Annotated in this window: 21 protein-coding genes and 1 pseudogene; 7 read left to right on the forward strand and 15 right to left on the reverse strand. The window is 58.1% G+C overall.

The window, feature by feature from the left end; translation table 11 throughout:
- Nucleotides 1-2: 2 nt before the first annotated feature.
- The 13 genes and pseudogenes from FIV38_RS01585 to FIV38_RS01640 form a co-directional block, all read right to left on the reverse strand.
- Nucleotides 3-461 carry a phage virion morphogenesis protein gene (locus tag FIV38_RS01585; protein ID WP_092231633.1) on the reverse strand — a complete coding sequence of 153 codons (459 nt, stop codon included), beginning with the start codon at nucleotides 459-461 and terminating at the stop codon, nucleotides 3-5.
- A complete protein-coding gene (locus tag FIV38_RS01590; protein WP_092231630.1) occupies nucleotides 451-933 on the reverse strand; it encodes a phage tail protein in 483 nt (160 codons plus the stop codon). The genes FIV38_RS01585 and FIV38_RS01590 overlap by 11 nt, the downstream gene beginning before the upstream one ends.
- Nucleotides 930-1,115: pseudogene (lysC, locus tag FIV38_RS30180) on the reverse strand (Rz1-like lysis system protein LysC); the annotation flags it as partial. The gene FIV38_RS01590 and the pseudogene lysC, both read right to left, overlap by 4 nt.
- Nucleotides 1,030-1,473, reverse strand: a complete 444-nt coding sequence (lysB, locus tag FIV38_RS01595) for an Rz-like lysis system protein LysB (RefSeq protein WP_092231627.1) — start codon at nucleotides 1,471-1,473, stop codon at nucleotides 1,030-1,032. The gene lysB and the pseudogene lysC, both read right to left, overlap by 86 nt.
- Nucleotides 1,470-1,673, reverse strand: coding sequence for a hypothetical protein (locus FIV38_RS01600; RefSeq protein ID WP_092231625.1), 204 nt, complete (start codon nucleotides 1,671-1,673; stop codon nucleotides 1,470-1,472). The genes lysB and FIV38_RS01600 overlap by 4 nt, the downstream gene beginning before the upstream one ends.
- Nucleotides 1,670-2,515, reverse strand: a complete 846-nt coding sequence (locus FIV38_RS01605) for an N-acetylmuramidase domain-containing protein (protein ID WP_092231623.1) — start codon at nucleotides 2,513-2,515, stop codon at nucleotides 1,670-1,672. The genes FIV38_RS01600 and FIV38_RS01605 overlap by 4 nt, the downstream gene beginning before the upstream one ends.
- Nucleotides 2,512-2,790, reverse strand: coding sequence for a phage holin family protein (locus FIV38_RS01610; RefSeq protein ID WP_070994594.1), 279 nt, complete (start codon nucleotides 2,788-2,790; stop codon nucleotides 2,512-2,514). The genes FIV38_RS01605 and FIV38_RS01610 overlap by 4 nt, the downstream gene beginning before the upstream one ends.
- A 1-nt stretch (nucleotide 2,791) precedes the next feature.
- Entirely contained in the window at nucleotides 2,792-3,145 is a 354-nt protein-coding gene (locus FIV38_RS01615) for a putative holin (RefSeq protein WP_070994593.1), read from the reverse strand.
- Between the two features lie 27 nt (nucleotides 3,146-3,172).
- Nucleotides 3,173-3,385, reverse strand: a complete 213-nt coding sequence (locus tag FIV38_RS01620) for a tail protein X (protein ID WP_092231622.1) — start codon at nucleotides 3,383-3,385, stop codon at nucleotides 3,173-3,175.
- Nucleotides 3,385-3,846, reverse strand: a complete 462-nt coding sequence (locus FIV38_RS01625) for a head completion/stabilization protein (RefSeq protein ID WP_092231620.1) — start codon at nucleotides 3,844-3,846, stop codon at nucleotides 3,385-3,387. The genes FIV38_RS01620 and FIV38_RS01625 overlap by 1 nt, the downstream gene beginning before the upstream one ends.
- Nucleotides 3,847-3,949: 103 nt before the next feature.
- Nucleotides 3,950-4,666 (reverse strand): phage terminase small subunit, encoded by a 717-nt coding sequence (locus FIV38_RS01630; protein ID WP_092231619.1) that lies wholly within the window; start codon nucleotides 4,664-4,666, stop codon nucleotides 3,950-3,952.
- Nucleotides 4,667-4,677: 11 nt separating this feature from the next.
- Nucleotides 4,678-5,685: a phage major capsid protein, P2 family gene (locus FIV38_RS01635; RefSeq protein ID WP_092231617.1), complete on the reverse strand. Its 1,008-nt coding sequence runs from the start codon at nucleotides 5,683-5,685 to the stop codon at nucleotides 4,678-4,680.
- 45 nt (nucleotides 5,686-5,730) lie between these two features.
- Complete coding sequence (locus FIV38_RS01640) at nucleotides 5,731-6,609, reverse strand: GPO family capsid scaffolding protein (protein WP_092231615.1); 879 nt, start codon at nucleotides 6,607-6,609, stop codon at nucleotides 5,731-5,733.
- A 151-nt stretch (nucleotides 6,610-6,760) separates the two neighbouring features.
- On the opposite strand from FIV38_RS01640, the gene FIV38_RS01645 reads away from it, so the two are divergent.
- The 4 genes from FIV38_RS01645 to FIV38_RS01660 all read left to right on the forward strand — a co-directional run bounded on the left by FIV38_RS01645 (nucleotide 6,761) and on the right by FIV38_RS01660 (nucleotide 12,947).
- On the forward strand, nucleotides 6,761-8,518 hold the full coding sequence (locus FIV38_RS01645; RefSeq protein WP_092231613.1) for a terminase ATPase subunit family protein: 1,758 nt from the start codon (nucleotides 6,761-6,763) through the stop codon (nucleotides 8,516-8,518).
- Nucleotides 8,518-9,570 (forward strand): phage portal protein, encoded by a 1,053-nt coding sequence (locus FIV38_RS01650; protein WP_092231611.1) that lies wholly within the window; start codon nucleotides 8,518-8,520, stop codon nucleotides 9,568-9,570. Before FIV38_RS01645 ends, FIV38_RS01650 begins: the two co-directional genes overlap by 1 nt.
- 156 nt (nucleotides 9,571-9,726) lie before the next feature.
- Nucleotides 9,727-10,521, forward strand: coding sequence for a DNA adenine methylase (locus FIV38_RS01655; RefSeq protein ID WP_092231609.1), 795 nt, complete (start codon nucleotides 9,727-9,729; stop codon nucleotides 10,519-10,521).
- A 1,292-nt stretch (nucleotides 10,522-11,813) separates the two neighbouring features.
- Nucleotides 11,814-12,947 (forward strand): tyrosine-type recombinase/integrase, encoded by a 1,134-nt coding sequence (locus tag FIV38_RS01660; protein ID WP_092231607.1) that lies wholly within the window; start codon nucleotides 11,814-11,816, stop codon nucleotides 12,945-12,947.
- Here FIV38_RS01660 and FIV38_RS01665 read toward each other — a convergent pair.
- Nucleotides 12,925-13,209 carry a pyocin activator PrtN family protein gene (locus tag FIV38_RS01665; protein WP_092231605.1) on the reverse strand — a complete coding sequence of 95 codons (285 nt, stop codon included), beginning with the start codon at nucleotides 13,207-13,209 and terminating at the stop codon, nucleotides 12,925-12,927. The genes FIV38_RS01660 and FIV38_RS01665 overlap by 23 nt on opposite strands.
- Before the next feature lie 202 nt (nucleotides 13,210-13,411).
- Complete coding sequence (locus FIV38_RS01670; RefSeq protein WP_092231603.1) at nucleotides 13,412-13,777, reverse strand: hypothetical protein; 366 nt, start codon at nucleotides 13,775-13,777, stop codon at nucleotides 13,412-13,414.
- 142 nt (nucleotides 13,778-13,919) lie between these two features.
- On the opposite strand from FIV38_RS01670, the gene FIV38_RS01675 reads away from it, so the two are divergent.
- The 3 genes from FIV38_RS01675 to FIV38_RS01685 all read left to right on the forward strand — a co-directional run bounded on the left by FIV38_RS01675 (nucleotide 13,920) and on the right by FIV38_RS01685 (nucleotide 16,342).
- Nucleotides 13,920-14,756, forward strand: a complete 837-nt coding sequence (locus FIV38_RS01675) for a hypothetical protein (protein WP_092231601.1) — start codon at nucleotides 13,920-13,922, stop codon at nucleotides 14,754-14,756.
- Between the two features lie 167 nt (nucleotides 14,757-14,923).
- A complete protein-coding gene (locus FIV38_RS01680) occupies nucleotides 14,924-15,544 on the forward strand; it encodes a recombinase family protein (RefSeq protein WP_092231599.1) in 621 nt (206 codons plus the stop codon).
- 132 nt (nucleotides 15,545-15,676) lie between these two features.
- The gene (locus FIV38_RS01685; RefSeq protein WP_092231597.1) at nucleotides 15,677-16,342 is read left to right on the forward strand and encodes a DUF6680 family protein; all 666 of its coding nucleotides are present in this window, start codon (nucleotides 15,677-15,679) and stop codon (nucleotides 16,340-16,342) included.
- Nucleotides 16,343-16,409 lie beyond the last annotated feature (67 nt).

Genomic DNA, 16,409 nt, shown 5'->3' on the forward strand with positions numbered 1-16,409 from the left:
TTTTACAGTGTCAGGTGCGCAAGCAAGCTGTCACGGATCACATCAAGATCCGCCTCGGTGAATCCCAGCACTTCACGTTGTTCGTATTGCACGTCTGGAGCGCCACGCTCTGCGCGGTCCTTCAGCCCGTACTGGTGAACCCTGGCAATTCGGGCGATTCGCCCGGTAAAGCCCACGGATATGGCGTTGCTGTCGCCTCGGGCCTTGAGGTAGGTGGCGTTCTTCAGCTTCTTGAACATTTCCAACTTGCGGCGGATATGCCCCTGCTTACCACGCAGATTGCGCTGTTTACGGGGGGCAAACTTGCTGCCGTCCGGGTTCTGCTGGGCAGTAACCCGTTTTTGTTGGCTGCGGCGCAGCTCCTGGCCGATGCTGCGGGCCAGTTGATTGCGTGCCCCAGGCTCAAGCCGTTCCAGCAGCGTCGCTGCCCAGGTCTCGAGGGCTTCCAGATCATTTGCCATCGGGCACAAACCATTCGCTGGTGTTGCCCTGGGCGCCAGGCTTCCAGTTCGGGTCGAGGTATCCCGCTACACGCTGTGGCTCGTTTGGGTGCTTGACGGTGGTGTTGCCCTGGTCATCTTGGCCGACGATCACTTTCTCTGTCAGCGGCAGGGTAATACTGAGGTCCACCAGGTCTTTATTGAGAATTTCGGCCTCAAATTGGAAGCCGTTCTTCACTTTATCGAGGTTGTCGAGCAGCTCGGATTGGTTGACGCTGAGCCAGCCCAGCAGTGGGAGCATTACGCTATCAGGGTGTCCTGCGAACTCTGTGAGGATGATCTGCAGTTCAAAGCTGTACTCAAAAGAGAGGCTTGGCGCAGAGGTGCAACGAACTTTGCCGTTGTTGATAAAGATCAGCAGCCGGTCAGGGTTGTGCTTGAACTCGGCGACCGTGGCCAGGAGGTGGGCGCGCAGGCTTTCGGGTTTGTTCATGGTGCTGCCTGCTGATGTTGATAAACCATATCGACCTGCGCCGCACAGTCGGCCCAGGCGGCTTCGACGCGGTCCTGGTCGGTGAGCTGGTCGCCATTATTGCGTGGGCTGGTCGCCGGCAACTGGCACGGCACCACGGCCGGACATCCACTGACGATAAGCGTCGGCGCCGGTAAGGGCGGGGCGCTCCCGCAGCCGGCGAGCAGCATCAGGCAAAGGCTGAGTAGCCCAGGTGCGTAGTTCGGCGTTTTCACGTTTCAGTTCCTCTATGGTTCGCTTGCGCTTTGCCAGGCCTTGGCGCAACTGATCCTGTTGAGTGCGCAGGGCGCTCTGGGCGTCTCGCTCCTGCTTCAGGGTTTTAGTGAGCGTGTTTGCGGTGGTCAGGTTGCGGTCGGCGTCTGCGCGGGCGGTCTCGGCCGCCGCCTTTGCCAGCTCTGTGTTGCCCTCGGCGATGTTGATGCGCTGTTGCTGACCCCAGATCAGCAGCGCCAAGGCCCCGAGCAGGGCAATGCCGTACAGGGCCTGGCGCAGTGTGCTCATGCGCGGTACCAGCCCAGTTTGTTCATGACTTCGCTATCAAGGTGAGTGATTGGGCCGCGCACTATCACGCATCTGCATCTGTTCATTAGGTGGAGTGCTTCGCCCAATTCCCGCATGTCGTCCTGTTCTGTGCTTTCCGGCACCACCAGCAGATCGCCGTCCTGCACCCGCAGTTTTTGCACCGCTTTGAAGTCGATCATGCCGCCACCCCTTGCCCGCAACCGCAGTCGGTGTGGCGTTCGTAGGCGCGCTGTAGCTTCACGTCGTAGAGGTTTCGCTGATAGTTCGGGCCGTTGTAGAGCTTGGCGAATTCGGCCCATTTGCGGGCTTTCAGCGCCTTGTGCAACACCGGGTCGGTTTCAATGAAACGGGTGAAGGCGTCGAACTGCTGCGATTCGCCGGCACTCATGGCCGCCACGAAGTCCTGCACGCTGGTGTAGCCCAGGCGCTGCCAGTGAAAGCCCATGATCTGGAACGCCCCCCAGGACGCAGATTCAAGGGCGGCGTTGTCGTCGATCAGACGGGCCATCGCCAAGCGCTGGTGTTCGGCGGTACCGCCGGAGTATCCGCCCGACTTTGGGTTGACCAGGGCGGGATTGACGGCGGCGAGCTGGTCGGCGTGATATTTGAGTTCGGCGGCGTCGTCGCCTTCGTGCCGAACCTTGGCGAGCTGGCGGTACATGATGTGCCGTTCGAAAAGGATCACTGGTTTGCCGTTGTCGAGGAAGCCCTTGCCCTTGGATTCCACTTCGTTGATGGCATAGATGCTTGCCAGCGGCACGCCGAGGCGTTCGGCGGCAGCGATCAGATCGTTGTTGCGCAGCAGCTGGGCGCAGTCACCGCCGGCCAGGCTGGTTTGGGTTTTTTCGCCGGCTACGCCATCAACGACCAGACCAACCTTGAGCTGATAGGCACGGACAGCGATTTCGGTGTTGTCGCCGTAGCTGCCGTCCACATCCAGCTTGGCGCCGTGGGTGTTGAGGTTCTTTTGCAGTGTGCGGACGGCTTGCGAGCGGTCGCCGTGGCGTAGGGTGGTGGTCATGCGCTGGGCCTCAACAGGGCGGCGACGTTGCCGCGAGAACGGAATATCAGGGTGCAGAGCAGCACGATGGAGACGGCTTGCCAGAGGCTGGTGGGCTGGCGGTACAGGAGGATTTCCAGACCGCAGATGCACAGCGCGGATCCAAACAGGCTGGCGAGTAGCGAGATGCTGCGCCGGTACCGCGCAGCGCCTCGGGTGTAGCAGGCCAGGCGCAAGGCGCTGAGCAGATAGGCCACGGCCGTGATCAACTGCACGATCAATTCGATGTTTGGCATCTCAGCTGCCCCCTCTGATGCGGCGGACGATTTCCCAAAAGTCAGCTTTCTCAACCCAGACCATGAGCTTGATGCTGATGGGGATGATCACCAGGGCGCAGCCGAACGCGGCGCCGCCGCTGGTGATAAATGGCAGGGCTTGCAGCGCCATGGGGGCAAAGAGGTAGCCCACACCGGCCGACAGGAACAGAGAGCCCAGACGCTGCCAGACCTTGAGGTCGTGCTTGGTACTGGTCACCAGCCAAGCGCCGAGGATCGCGCCGAACAGGGCTTCCCCGTCGATGATGGGCGTGATGGTTGCCAGGCCCAGGCCCATGAGCAGGCCGGTCACGGCGCTGGAAGTCGGATCAGCCATGGTGTGGGTTTCCTTGGTTACAGGGGATCAGTCCCATAGCTGCACCATCTGCCGCTGCGGGGCGCTGGCTTGGGCTTCGGGCATGTTGACGACAAGGCCTTGCGGCAGGATTGGGCCGTGATCGGCCAGGCCGGGGTTGGCTTCAAGGACGGCTTCGGTGACGCCTGCGGTGCGGCCGTAGAAACGCCAGCACAGCACGTCGACCGTGTCGTTTTGATTGGCACGGACGGCGACGGCCATCACACCAGCTCCACGGTGGTACGGGGGCGATCAAGAAAGTCGCGCACAGCCCAGCGCAGGTCGCGGCGGTAGTCGTCGATGGTGGGGGTGACTTCTTCGGCCTTCTGGCTGCCAGTATTGGTGGCGCTGTAATCGCGGTAACGCTCGCAGACTTCGGCACCGGTAGCGGCTTCAATGGCACGGCGGTAGAGGTGGACCTTTACCGACACGTCTTTGATGCGGTCACCTGGTACGTCTTCCAGCGTGGCGTGGCCGGCCGCTTGCTGGGTTTCCCGCCACTCGGCCAGCTCGCGGTTGAGGTTGATGGCGGCAGAAATAACGGCAGTTTCCAGGCGCGCCGGGGTGACGCTGTCGTTGATGCGCAGCGTGGCGCGCAAGTGGTCCAGGTCAATCGACGGCCAGAAGGGGTCGGTGTTGATATGACCGCCTGCGACTGGGCCGCTGGCTACAAATGCGCTCATGAACTGCACTCGAAAATAGGTCGCCGGTGGTCGGGGCTTCACGTTCAGGAGGAGCGGCCTGGCCGATCCGCCCCGAGCCGGCGGGGTGCGTGGGGACGCTCGGTTAGCTGCTTGGTGCAGCGTGTTTCTTGAGGAGACGCTCAACGCGCTCCAGATCCTTCTTGCCGCCGCAGTTGGTGTTCAGCTCAATAGCGCGGGCCAAATGTTTCTTCGCGGAGTCCAGGTAGCCGAAGACGATTACCTGATTTTCGGAGGTGTCATCGTCAGCAACCTTTTCGGCGAATGCCTTGCCCAACGCCAGATGCAGCTTGGCTTTAGCCTGGTCGGGCATGTCTTCTTCACCCGCGATCTGCTCGGTGCGCAGCAGCAGACCCAGATCAAAGGTGCCACCAGCCTTTTGCGCCTTCAGGGCCACTTCGGCGATTTCTTCCGCGACGATGGTGCCGGTGGTGCGTTCGAAGCGGTCAGGCATCAGCAGCGCGTAGTTGATGACGTATTCGGCAATGTCCAGGGCCCCGGCAAAGTCCCCGGCGTCCATCCGCCAGACCATTAACGTGGTCAGCACCTGGTCCTGGGCGCCTTTGCCTTCGGCAAGAACACCCTCCACATAGGGGACGTACTCCGGCAACAGCTGCCGTTTCAGCTCCGCTTTGCCTTCGGTCGACTGCACCTGTTTCAGGCGCAGATAGTCCTGTTGGAGCTTGGCGAGGTGCAGTTCGTAAACGGTTGAACCTTCCATGGTCATGGCAGGACCGGCCACGGCAGCCGCTGCAACGGCTGCTGTGACGCGCTGGAAGTGACGACGGCAAGGGTTGGTCATGATTGCCGGCCTCAGCTCAAGGTGATGTTTTCGGCCATGGCAGCGCAGCCCAGGTCTTCAATCACGTAGCTTTCATTGACCGATTCGAAGTTTTCGATGCGGTCGCGTTTGGCGTTGTCGACGACAGTGCGGCGGCGGGTGTTTTCCTGCCAGTAGATCGACAGGTTGTCGAGACGAGTCACCAGCAGCCCGTTGGCCGGGAAGTGCGGCACACGCACGGCTGGCAAGTTGCCGATGCGTTTTTGGCTGGTGACGATATCGGCCGCAAGCATTTCGGTCGGAGCCTGGGTTTTGTTGATGATCGGGAAGTACTTGTCGGCCAGCAGTTGGCGACCGCAGATCACGACCAGGTCGGTGTCTTCCTGGTACCAGGGCTCGATAAGCTCGTTGACCATGCTCACGACCAGGGCGTCGATGTTTTCGAAGTCCTTGCCGGCGCCGATCTGGATTTTTCCGCTGCCATCGACCACTTCCTTCATCACCCGGGCGGGGTTTTCCAGGCGCATTTTTTCCAGCCAGCCGACGTTGACGTCCTGCAACAGTTGGTTGATTGCCGGGTTGGAGGTTGCGGCGCGGCTGGTACCGTTCCAGCCGATCATGATCCGGTTGAGTGCTTGGGCCTTGATGATGGCGTCGCGAATGCGCGCCTGAAAGTCCTTGAACTTGGCCCATTGGTCCAGCTTCTGGTAGCGGATGCCCGTGTCGAAGTTGGTCTGAGTACAGACGTACCCACGGTTGTCCAGGCCGCTTGGGTCGCGGGGTTCACGGTCTTTGACGGTGGTGTCGGTGGTACTGGCAATGGTGCCGTCGATACCAATACCGATTTTTTCACCCGACTGCTCGGAGACACCAAACACGTTGATGGAGCTGAGGAACGCGCTGGATTCCTGAATACGGGTTTCCAGAGTCTGCGCGACGCTTGGGGCGGCGGTGAATTTGGTGGTGACGTCGCCCACCCCGTGCAATTGGGCGAGTTGTTGCAGGTAGGCGTTGAAAAGGACGCGAGTATCGTTACGCATGGTGTTCTCCGATGTTCCTTGGCTGGGTGTTGTCCGTGATGTGGATCAGCAGTCGGTGACGAGCTTCCCGTCACCACCCGTAGCAGCAGGGCGAGCGGCGAACTGCGTTTTCGTGCCGTTGTTGTCCGGGGTGTTTTCGAGCTTTTTGACCAGATCGCTGAAGTCAGCAGATAGCTTTTCGTGGGCTGCCTGCAGCTTCTCGCGAGCGGATTTTTCAGCGGCAAAGGCTTCGCCTTGGCTGGCAACATGCTCGGCCATGGCCTCAACGGATTCGCCGAGTTCTGCAAAAATAGCGGCGTCCTTGCCTTCCTTGTCCTTGCTCTTGCCGAGGGCTTCGAGAACGCGGCTGAAAATGCCTACAACTTTGCTGCTTTCGTCCTCGACGTCTTCGAATTCAAGTGCGACCTCGATAGCCTCGGAAAACAGGTTTTCGGGGTTGCTTTTGCGACTTGCCAGCGGGTTTTTGTCCGGGTGCTGGGAGCTGAAGGCAAGCATTTCAGTGCCCAGGCTCGCCGGGCTGTCGGTGACCGCGATACCGTCCAGATAGGCGCGGCCGGTGTCTGCGAACTTTGGGCGAATCTCGATGCTGGTGAACATTTTCTGCCGGGCCTTGTTCATGGTGACCAGGTCGGCAGTCGGTTCGATTTGGGCAAACAGCGCCAGCTTTTTAGCCCCGGCAATTTCGATTTCTTCAGTCTTCAGCGCAACCACATCACCGTAGGCACGGAAAGGGCTGTCGGGCAGCATGCTGCGCATGTGCTCGATCCAAACTCGTGCCCCGTAGGTGTTTTGGCTGTAGGTCTCGGCGGCATCGACCAGCCATTGCCGTTCGATCTGGCGACCGTCAGTGGTGGCGCCTTCAACGGCGACGCGGAAAAACTTGGAGCGTTGTTTCTTGGCTGGGGTGTCGGTTTTGCCGGCCATGCGTGAATCCTCAGTGCGGTGGCTGTGTGCCTTGGCGATGAGCGCATGTTGTTGAGCGCGAGCGTGACGGGCAATGACGTGCTCTTGTAGAACGGGCTGTTACAAGGACGGGCGCGGGTACTGTACGCGCGCGGGCGGCAGCATCTGCGCCATGAATGCCATCGTCGAATTACCTACCGATCACCGCCGCCATGCCAAACACCTGTATTGGCAGGGCTATCGCGTGTGCGAGATCGCCGAACTGATCGGGGAGAAGGAAAAAACCCTGCACAGCTGGAAGGCCCGTGACGAATGGGACCGGGCCACGCCTCTGGAGCGTATTCAGGCCGCGACCGAAGCGCGGTTGGTGCAGTTGATCCTCAAAGACCCCAAGTCAGGATCGGACTACAAGGAAATTGACCTGCTGCACCGCCAGCTTGAGCGGCAGGCGCGCATTCAGCGCTTCAATGAGGGCGGTACCGAAACCGAACTGAATCCGAACCTGGCCAAGCGCAACGAAGGGCCGAAGAAAGCGCCGAAACGCAACGAGTTCGACGAAGAACATATCGAAAAGCTGACCGAGGCCTTCATTGATGGCTGTTTCGGCTACCAGCTCGATTGGTACAAGGCCGGCAATCAACGCACCCGCGCAATCCTCAAATCCCGGCAGATCGGCGCGACGTACTATTTTGCTCGGGAGGCGTTGATTGATGCGCTGACCACAGGGCGCAACCAGATTTTCCTGTCGGCTTCGAAGAATCAAGCGCACATCTTCAAGGCCTATATCCAGGCGTTTGCCCGTGAGGTGGTCGGTGTTGAACTGACTGGCGACCCGATCATTCTGAGCAACGGCGCCGAGCTGCACTTTCTGGGCACCAACGCCCGGACGGCCCAGGGCTATCACGGCAATTTCTACTTCGACGAATTCTTCTGGACGTTCAAGTTCAAGGAACTGAACAAGGTCGCCAGCGGCATGGCGATGCAGAAGCAGTACCGCCGGACCTACTTTTCGACGCCTTCCAGCATGGCGCACGAAGCCTATACGTTCTGGACGGGGGAGCGCTTCAACAAGGGCAAGCCAGCGGCGCAGCGGGTCAAAATCGACGTTTCCCACGACTCGCTGCAACAGGGCCGGCTTTGCGAGGACCGTGTCTGGCGGCAGATCGTCACCATCCTGGATGCTGAAGACCGTGGCTGCGACCTGTTCGACCTCGACGAACTGCGGCAGGAGTACGACGCCGAGGCGTTCCAGAACCTGCTGATGTGCCAGTTCATCGACGACGGCGCCAGTATTTTCCCGCTGGCAATGCTGCAGCCTTGCATGGTCGACAGTTGGGACCTATGGGCCGAGGACTACAAACCGTTTGCTGCCCGGCCGTTTGGGGATCGTCAGGTCTGGGTCGGTTACGACCCCGCCGAGAATGGTGACAGCGCGGGGCTGGTGGTAATCGGCCCGCCCACGGTGCCTGGCGGCAAATTCAGGGTGCTGGAAAAACACCAGTTCCGGGGTATGGACTTTGCGGCCCAGGCCGAAGCCATCCGCCAGGTCACCAGGCGCTATTGGGTGACATATATCGGGATCGACATCACTGGCATGGGCTCCGGCGTGGCGCAGTTGGTGAAGCAGTTCTTCCCGAACATCACCACTTTCAGCTATTCGCCCGAAGTCAAAACCCGCCTGGTGCTGAAGGCTTATGACGTCATCAAAAACGGCCGCCTGGAGTTCGATGCCGGCTGGACGAACATGGCGCAATCACTGATGGCTATCCGCAAAACAATCACCGCCTCCGGGCGCATGTTCACTTACACGGCCGGTCGCACAGACGAGACGGGCCATGCCGACTTGGCGTGGGCGCTGTTCCACGCGCTGCACAACGAACCCCTTGAAGGGCAGACCACGGCGAATACCGGATTTATGGAGTCTTACTGATGAGCAGACGCAAGCGCGGAACCCAATTAGCCACCGCCCAGCCTCCCATTGAGGGGGATCTGCTGCCACCCGAGGCTGGACCCGTTGAGGCGTTTACCTTTGGCGACCCGACGCCGGTACTCGATGGCAGGGAAGTCCTGGACTATCTGGAGTGCTGGGCCAATGGGCGTTGGTTTGAAACCCCCATGTCCATGGATGGCCTGGCGAAGACGACGCGGGCCAGCGTGTACCTTCAGTCGGGGCTGAACTTCAAACGCAACATGTTGGCCCGCACGTTCGTTCCCCACCGGCTGCTGAGTCGCCAGGCCTTTGAGCAATTCGCCCTGGACTGGCTCTGGTGCGGCAACTGCTACCTGGAGAAACGCAGCAACATGCTGCGCGGCACCATGGGCCTGCTGCCACCGCTGGCGAAGTACATGCGCCGGGGTGTCGACTTGGAGACCTATTACCAGGTGCGTGGCTGGAAAGATGAGCACGAATTTGCCCCCGGCTCGATCTGCCACCTGCGTGAGGCGGATATCAATCAGGAGATCTACGGCTTGCCAGAGTGGCTGGCTGCGCTGCAAAGCGCGTTGCTCAACGAGAGCGCCACGCTGTTCCGTCGCAAGTACTACAACAACGGCAGCCATGCCGGTTTCATCCTGTACATGACCGACGCGGCGCAGAAGGAAGAGGACATTGACTCACTGCGCACGGCGCTGAAGAACTCCAAGGGACCAGGCAACTTTCGCAACCTGTTCGTCTATGCCCCGGCCGGGAAGAAGGACGGTATCCAACTCATTCCCGTGAGTGAGGTAGCGGCCAAGGATGAATTCAGCTCGATCAAGAACATCAGCCGCGACGACTTGCTCGCGGCGTTGCGCATTCCGCCACAGTTGATGGGCATCGTGCCACAGAACGCGGGTGGGTTTGGATCGTTGCGGGAGGCTGCTGAGGTTTGGGCGGTCAACGAGCTGGAGCCGCTGCAGGCTCGCCTGGCCCAGGTCAATGACTGGCTGGGTGAGGAGGTTGTCAGCTTTAAGGAGTTTGAGCTTCCAACGGGGGGGAAGTAGTACCCCCGCGCAGTAAACGAGGCGACGAGCTGGTGCGCTAACACCCGCTCGACGCTGAATCACTCGTACATGCCGAGTGCTCCAACCAAGGCCTCGCCCCACTGCGCAGGGGGTGCGAAGCCTAAGCGAATCCAATTGTCGAAACAAGGATCACTTATGAGCACACCAATAATCCCGTGGATGGGCGGCAAGCGTCGCCTGGCAGATCGCCTTATTCCGCTGTTTCCGCCTCACGAATGCTACGTCGAGGTCTTTGCCGGCGGCGCTGCGCTTTACTTCATGCGGCCCCAAGCGGCACCCGTTGAAGTCCTCAACGATATCAACGGCGACCTGGTGACGTTGTACCGGGTTGTGCAGAACCACCTGGAAGAGTTCGTGCGCCAGTTCAAGTGGGCGCTCAGCTCCCGCCAGGTGTTCGAATGGCAGAAGATGACCAGGCCGGAAACCCTCACCGATATCCAGCGGGCTGCCCGGTTTTTCTACCTGCAGCACCATGCCTTCGCCGGCAAGGTCAGCGGGCAGACCTTCGGGACCGCCACCACTGGACCGGCTATCAACCTGCTGCGGATCGAGGAAAACTTGTCAGCAGCCTGGCAACGGCTGTCTGGCACCTACGTTGAGAACCTGGGCTGGCTTGAATGCGCCGAGCGGTACGACCGCCCGCACACCTTCCATTACATGGACCCGCCTTACTGGCAAACCGCTGGTTATGGGGTGGACTTCCCGTTTGAGAACTATGAGCGGATGGCCGAGTTCATGCGGCGCTGCAAGGGCAAGGTGATGGTCAGCATTAACGACCACCCAGATATCCGACGTGTGTTTTCGGGGTTCCATTTCGAGACGGTGGACATTCGATACAGCACGGCGAATCAACGGCAGGGGAAAGCCGAGGTCAGTGGAGAGCTGGTGATCATGAACTGGGAGCCGTCGGCATTGGGAGGGTTGTTCTGATCTGATTGCAGCGTCAAAACAATGAGCCGCCCTTGAGGCGGCTTTTTGCTGTCTGGAGGTTGGCTTTCACCATGGAAAAGTCCGCACGGAACGATGAAAGTTCGCCCATCTTCGGCGTGAAAAAACCCAGTCCAACATAGCATTTGCACGGTATCACGGCAAGGTTAAAGGGTTGTTCGGGCCAGTAAATGCTGGGCTTTCTTGGGGGTGAGGCTCTATCGCCAGTGGCGGCAGTGAGGGTCGATGACTCGCGTTCGTGGAGTTGGCGTGCCACAGGTCGAGCGTGGGGGACTGACGTGCTACATGGCGAGCCAGTGACGTGGTCCTGCACCTGGCGCGCGCCGTCGTCCCCCCACCTCGCCTGCGGGCTAAATGGGTCGCTTTTTCTGCACACCTGCACCCCCCTCAACACGGGGCTGGCTGGGGGCCGCTTTCCGATTTCCGAACTCGGAAATACCTGCGGAACCCTGCACCGAGGGGGTATTTTGTGGAAGGGCCTTGGAGGCTCTGTTGTTGAGTGGGAGGGGGGGAGTTTCAAAAAGAGTAATTTCAGTAATCTCCCCACAGGAACGGTCTGGAGACCACGTATTCCGTGGGTTTTGAGATTACAAAAAGGAGTAACAGAGAAGTAATTGAAAAGGTAATTTATTATCAAGCTGTTGATTTTAAAGGGTTTTATAAAAGTGGAGAATTACATTTATAAAGAGTAATCAGATTACTTCAATATTACTTAAAGATTACCTTTTTCTCGAAACATAAAACCATTTAATTTCAATGGCTTGAGCGTGAAAGGCGGTCAAGATTACTTATGTTACTCTTTTTTTTTGCCCGAAAAATTTTCGAGTCTCAGCCCCCTCTACGTGCATGTGCGCACGTGTGGACCGCTTCTGTTGATCACGGTGATTAATCTGGGCGATAGGAGATGCTTGGGCGGTGTGTGGATAGTGCCGGGGTTGGAGCGACAGAACATCGCGACAGGAGTAAGCGCGGTGGCTCTAGCGGTCCTGGTGGAATGCTGGTTTGGCAGGTAGGTGGTACGAAAGTGGTACGGGGAGTTTTTGAGTGGTCTGTATGCCTTGTGTTTCGTGGCCTACAGAATTAATAGTTCCAATCCATCATGGGTGCAACAGAAAACCTCCTAGATACCGTATCTGCTGGGTTAGCTATTGTTTCTGGGGGAATTGTCTGCATTTAGGTACTTCTCATTTACTACCATTTACCACTGTTTTTGCTTATTTTCGAAAGTCCGTTGCTACAATGTAGCAACTCAATCCAGTCGTGTAGCAAAACCCATGGGATCTATCACCGTTCGCAAGCGCAAGGATGGCTCTGTAGCGTACACCGCACAGATCCGCATCATGCAAAAGGGTGTGACAGTTTATCAGGAAAGCCAGACTTTCGACCGCAAGACCACGGCCCAGGCTTGGCTCAAGCGACGCGAAACCGAAATGGCCGAGCCGGGTGCAATTACCAAGGCCAACCGCAAGGGCGCGACGGTAAAGGAGATGATCGAGCGCTATCTTGATGAATACGAAAGGCTCCGGCCGCTGGGCAAGACGAAGCGCGCCACCCTCAAGGCGATCAGTGAGACCTGGCTGGGCAAGCTCGAAGACAAGGGCATCACCAGTCAGAAGCTGGTCGAGTACGCCAATGACCGAATGCAGAAAGACGGCATTCAGCCGCAGACCGTGGGTAACGATTTGGCGCATTTGGGTGCAGTGCTGTCGGTGGCTCGGCCCGCCTGGGGTTACGACATTGATCCGATGGCGATGCCGGATGCGCGCAGGGTGCTGCGCAAGATGGGTGCGGTATCTAAGAGCAAGGAGCGCGAGCGCCGGCCGACCCTGAAAGAGCTGGACGCCCTGCTGCAATATTTCGGCGAGATGCGCGACCGCCGCAAGCAAGAGATCGACATGGTCAGGGTGACCGTGTTTGCGCTGTTCTCCACGCGCCGTCAGGAAGAGATCACGCGGATCAAGTGGGGTTCTATAGATGAGGCGCGCCGGATGGTCCTGATCACCGATATGAAGAACCCCGGCCAGAAATACGGCAATGACGTCTGGTGCCTTGTGCCTGACGAGGCCTGGGCGGTCATGCAGTCGATGCCGAAAGTGGCGGATGAGGTGTTTCCGTACAATGCACGGTCGGTGTCAGCCTCATTTACCCGGGCGTGCCACTTTCTGGAAATTGACGACCTGCATTTTCACGACCTGCGGCATGACGGCGTAAGCCGGTTATTTGAAATGGGATGGGATATCCCGAAAGTCGCCTCTGTTTCTGGGCACCGGGATTGGAACTCGATGCGTCGGTACACGCATTTGAAGGGAAGCGGCGATCACTACAAAGATTGGCCGTGGCTGGAGCGGGTTATATCGGGCCCCACGATCGAGGCCCGGAAGCGTGTCAGGAAACCCGACGCAAGCTAGATCTCCCCATCAGTTTTTCATGCTCGGTTCGCGCCCTGGCGTGCTGAGCATCCAGATAGGCGGCCAAGTCGTTGAGGTGCACGCCGCGCGCTGACTTTTGGCTGCTTTCCAGGCGCACCAGCGGCAGGTCGATCTCGCCGGCAGCCACCTTAAGCTTCATTTTCTCTGGGGTCAGGTGGCTGAAGTAGTCAGCACAAACGCGCTCCAGGGGAATGATGGCCATGCCGCTGTACTGGGCCAATAGGAGAAACGGGGTATTCATTTGATGCTCCATGCCGCGCGTGGCGGCAGAAGGTTGGTAGGGGTTAGCCGGCAACAGCATCTTCGCAGCGGATATCCATTGTGTGTTTCGCTTTCACGCAAGAAAAGCGACGGAAATCAAAAGGCGGAAAATTCCCTGCCAGGGGATGAGCCCTCCTCAACGTGATGTGAATCCGGTAGTCCTGTAAAACTCAAGGGCCACCTTAGGTCGGCTGTGGTTTTTTCTGCTCGTATGCGATGCGGTTCATTACGCAAACTGGAATTGCAAATCCTTGGATATTTGTTTTGAGGGTTTCACAACCGTCTTCGACGATTCCGCAGGCCACACCTCGACGGAAACGCATTCCCCTCCCGAGGTAATTGCGCAGGATGATTTCCCATGACTCGTCGTCGTAATAGAAACCCGTGATCTCAGTCCACTTGGCCGTAAAGCCGTTTCCAACAATGCCTTTAGATGTGAGGCAGAAAATTTCTATTTGGTGTTCCTGTTTGACTGGTACGGCGTAAATTCGGCCGTTCGGTGCTACTGGCGGGAACGTCTGTCCATTGCCTAAGTGACGAAATTCCATGGTGCCGCTCCGCATGCATAAGGTTGCATGACACCGTATGCCAGGCTCTGAAAAGCCCAAGCCTACAAATCTCAACGCCTTACGCCATTGGGTTTCCTAAAAGCCTTCGTAAGCTGTCGGAATCAAAAGAAGGAGTGGCGCCATGGGTAAAAAAACAACAACGATACGACACGGTTTGCTGGCCGCGGCACTGGCCTTTCTGGTTGGGTGCTCTGGCACGCAGGGGGCTAGGGCTGTGCAGCTTCCTGAGCCAAAGGATGTGCCGAGAGAAAAGTGGTCTGATGCTATGCATGTCTTGACCTCAATGGGGATTTCGGGGCAGCGGGATGTTCCAATCGAGCGGTCGGATGCAGTTGATGAAGCAGGCCCTGTCGGCGGCTCTGGAGTAGTGCTTGGGGATGCTGGATTAAGCGCGGTTAGCTTCGCGTCGCCACCTACAGACCAGAGTGATGGCGCAGCAGCGGGAATTGGCATGGGTTTGATGCTGTTAGGTGGGGCGAGCGATCCGGCGCGCGCAATCCAGGTCGTTGCTTGGGTGCCCGCTGACCAGGCAAACACATCGGACGAAGCATCTGCTCTTGCATTGCGTAAGGTCGAAGAGGCCCGTAAGAAGGTCTTTACCAATGGCTTATCGAAGCTGCTAATGCAGACAGGCAAATATCCTGATGGCCATTCCCGCGGCTACGCCTCCCTGACAGATAGCTACGCGGAGAAGCCGATTCCATACAGTGATGAGATTGCTAAATCGCCGAGTTTTCTGAGATCGCCTTTCAGCTACGGGCCGATCTTCATTCGTAACAACCAGTTCACCCTTGATGCCTACAAGAACAACATGACGACTTCGGAAGCCATGCTGCTTGCATCGAAACACCTGCCAGAGTGGATCTACATCTACCACCCTGGACAGCGGCTGAGAAAAAACTCGATCCCTGCAGCAATCTTCAATCAGGGCAGGGCACTCTACTTTGTAGGGAAGTAGATCTGCTGGACTGTAGCGCCGTGGGTTTTCGAAAACCTGCGGCGATTTGTTGGGTATGCCTATCCAGATACAGGCTTATTTTACCTATTTCGGGCTTCCTGCTTGATAAGTAACACCCAAAGTGCAACAGTATTAGTAGAACGCCCTAACTGATACAGGCACCCATCATGTTCATCCGCGCATACCTCCGAGCATCCACCGAAGAGCAAGACGCCGGCCGCGCCCGCGCCTCGCTCGAGCAGTTCGCCAGCGACCATAACAAGGTCATCGCCAGCGTGTACCTAGAGAACGCCAGCGGCGCCACCGCTGACCGGCCGGAGCTGCTGCGCCTGTTGAAAGATGCGCGCAAGGGTGACGTGTTGCTGGTGGAGTCGATAGATCGGCTATCCCGTCTCCCGGTGGAGGACTGGCAAAAGCTCAAGGCGGCTATTGACTCCAAGGGCCTGCGCATCGTCGCGCTCGATCTGCCGACCAGCCACCAGGGAATGCAGGACACGAAGGGGGACGAGTTCACCGGGCGAATGCTGGGTGCGATCAATTCAATGCTCGTGGAAATGATGGCCGCTATTGCGCGCAAGGATTACGAACAGCGCCGCGAGCGCCAGGCTCAAGGCATCGAGAAGGCGAAGGCCGCCGGCAAGTACCAGGGGCGCCCAGTGGACGCCGATCTGCACAAGCGCGTGACCGAGTTACTCGGCGCCGGCCTGGGGATTCGCGCGACGGCACGGCACGCCAACTGCTCGACCACCACCGTGCTGAGGATCAGGGACCAGATCGCTTTAGCCTGAAAAGGGCAAAGTGGAAATCAAAAATAAACGCTTTTTGGTTTGGCTTGGCGTGCAAAGGAAAATGCACATATTCTCAGAGCTCTACTCGGCCAGTGCTGTCGAGCTCTATTCCCCAACCCTGCGGAAAAAAGAATGGAAGCAAACTGGGTTTTTGGCATCGGTACCATCGTTGCCACACTGCTTGGACCGATCCTTGCGGTTCAAGCACAAAAATATCTTGAGCGCGTAAACGAGTCCAGAAACCAAAAAACCTGGATCTTCAGCACCTTGATGGCGACTCGGGGGGCAAGGCTCTCACCCGATCATGTTCGCGCATTGAACATGATTGATCTCGCTTTCAACGGGGGCCGCTCAAACCGCCGAAAGGCGTCAGAAACAGACGTGTTGGATACCTGGCGCGATTATCTGGACCACCTTACCTCAACGATAAACGAGAGCAACGCGGAAAGGTGGATAGAGAAGCAGCAAGAGCTACTGATCCTAATGTTGAGTGCAATGGCCGCGGATCTAAATCTTCGGTATGACCGGGTCCTTCTACGAAACGGAGCCTACATTCCAAAAGGCCACACAGATCTTGAGCTCGACCAGCAAAAGCTCAGACACTACGCAATTGAAGTCCTTTCAGGGCAGCAACCGATTAGCATGAACGTGACCGGCTTCCCTTTCAGCGAGGAAATGACAAATTCGCAAATTAAGTTGCAGGAAGGACTTTCTGACGTTTTGGCCGGGCAAGGTCACTTGAAAGTTAGGATAGAGCCCACAAGCGCACCAGAAACTGACGAGAAGGCTCCCACCTAAACACTGTCAGATCGGCGGCCGGAAAAAAGTAGATCCATTATCGGTAACAAAAAAGCCCCACCAGAAA

This window comes from Pseudomonas proteolytica (genome assembly GCF_007858275.1).
GTDB lineage: Bacteria > Pseudomonadota > Gammaproteobacteria > Pseudomonadales > Pseudomonadaceae > Aquipseudomonas > Aquipseudomonas proteolytica.

What these genes read in the sequence shown, in the direction of transcription:
- FIV38_RS01650 (WP_092231611.1), top strand. Translation starts at nt 8,518, where the DNA reads ATGAGCAGACGCAAGCGCGGAACCCAATTAGCCACCGCCCAGCCTCCC.
- FIV38_RS01670 (WP_092231603.1), bottom strand. Translation starts at nt 13,777, where the DNA reads ATGGAATTTCGTCACTTAGGCAATGGACAGACGTTCCCGCCAGTAGCA.
- FIV38_RS01630 (WP_092231619.1), bottom strand. Translation starts at nt 4,666, where the DNA reads ATGACCAACCCTTGCCGTCGTCACTTCCAGCGCGTCACAGCAGCCGTT.
- FIV38_RS01590 (WP_092231630.1), bottom strand. Translation starts at nt 933, where the DNA reads ATGAACAAACCCGAAAGCCTGCGCGCCCACCTCCTGGCCACGGTCGCC.
- FIV38_RS01615 (WP_070994593.1), bottom strand. Translation starts at nt 3,145, where the DNA reads ATGGCTGATCCGACTTCCAGCGCCGTGACCGGCCTGCTCATGGGCCTG.
- FIV38_RS01610 (WP_070994594.1), bottom strand. Translation starts at nt 2,790, where the DNA reads ATGCCAAACATCGAATTGATCGTGCAGTTGATCACGGCCGTGGCCTAT.
- FIV38_RS01645 (WP_092231613.1), top strand. Translation starts at nt 6,761, where the DNA reads ATGAATGCCATCGTCGAATTACCTACCGATCACCGCCGCCATGCCAAA.
- FIV38_RS01675 (WP_092231601.1), top strand. Translation starts at nt 13,920, where the DNA reads ATGGGTAAAAAAACAACAACGATACGACACGGTTTGCTGGCCGCGGCA.
- FIV38_RS01600 (WP_092231625.1), bottom strand. Translation starts at nt 1,673, where the DNA reads ATGATCGACTTCAAAGCGGTGCAAAAACTGCGGGTGCAGGACGGCGAT.
- FIV38_RS01665 (WP_092231605.1), bottom strand. Translation starts at nt 13,209, where the DNA reads ATGAATACCCCGTTTCTCCTATTGGCCCAGTACAGCGGCATGGCCATC.
- FIV38_RS01660 (WP_092231607.1), top strand. Translation starts at nt 11,814, where the DNA reads ATGGGATCTATCACCGTTCGCAAGCGCAAGGATGGCTCTGTAGCGTAC.
- FIV38_RS01620 (WP_092231622.1), bottom strand. Translation starts at nt 3,385, where the DNA reads ATGGCCGTCGCCGTCCGTGCCAATCAAAACGACACGGTCGACGTGCTG.
- FIV38_RS01635 (WP_092231617.1), bottom strand. Translation starts at nt 5,685, where the DNA reads ATGCGTAACGATACTCGCGTCCTTTTCAACGCCTACCTGCAACAACTC.
- FIV38_RS01640 (WP_092231615.1), bottom strand. Translation starts at nt 6,609, where the DNA reads ATGGCCGGCAAAACCGACACCCCAGCCAAGAAACAACGCTCCAAGTTT.
- lysB (WP_092231627.1), bottom strand. Translation starts at nt 1,473, where the DNA reads ATGAGCACACTGCGCCAGGCCCTGTACGGCATTGCCCTGCTCGGGGCC.
- FIV38_RS01685 (WP_092231597.1), top strand. Translation starts at nt 15,677, where the DNA reads ATGGAAGCAAACTGGGTTTTTGGCATCGGTACCATCGTTGCCACACTG.
- FIV38_RS01625 (WP_092231620.1), bottom strand. Translation starts at nt 3,846, where the DNA reads ATGAGCGCATTTGTAGCCAGCGGCCCAGTCGCAGGCGGTCATATCAAC.
- FIV38_RS01585 (WP_092231633.1), bottom strand. Translation starts at nt 461, where the DNA reads ATGGCAAATGATCTGGAAGCCCTCGAGACCTGGGCAGCGACGCTGCTG.
- FIV38_RS01605 (WP_092231623.1), bottom strand. Translation starts at nt 2,515, where the DNA reads ATGACCACCACCCTACGCCACGGCGACCGCTCGCAAGCCGTCCGCACA.
- FIV38_RS01680 (WP_092231599.1), top strand. Translation starts at nt 14,924, where the DNA reads ATGTTCATCCGCGCATACCTCCGAGCATCCACCGAAGAGCAAGACGCC.
- FIV38_RS01655 (WP_092231609.1), top strand. Translation starts at nt 9,727, where the DNA reads ATGAGCACACCAATAATCCCGTGGATGGGCGGCAAGCGTCGCCTGGCA.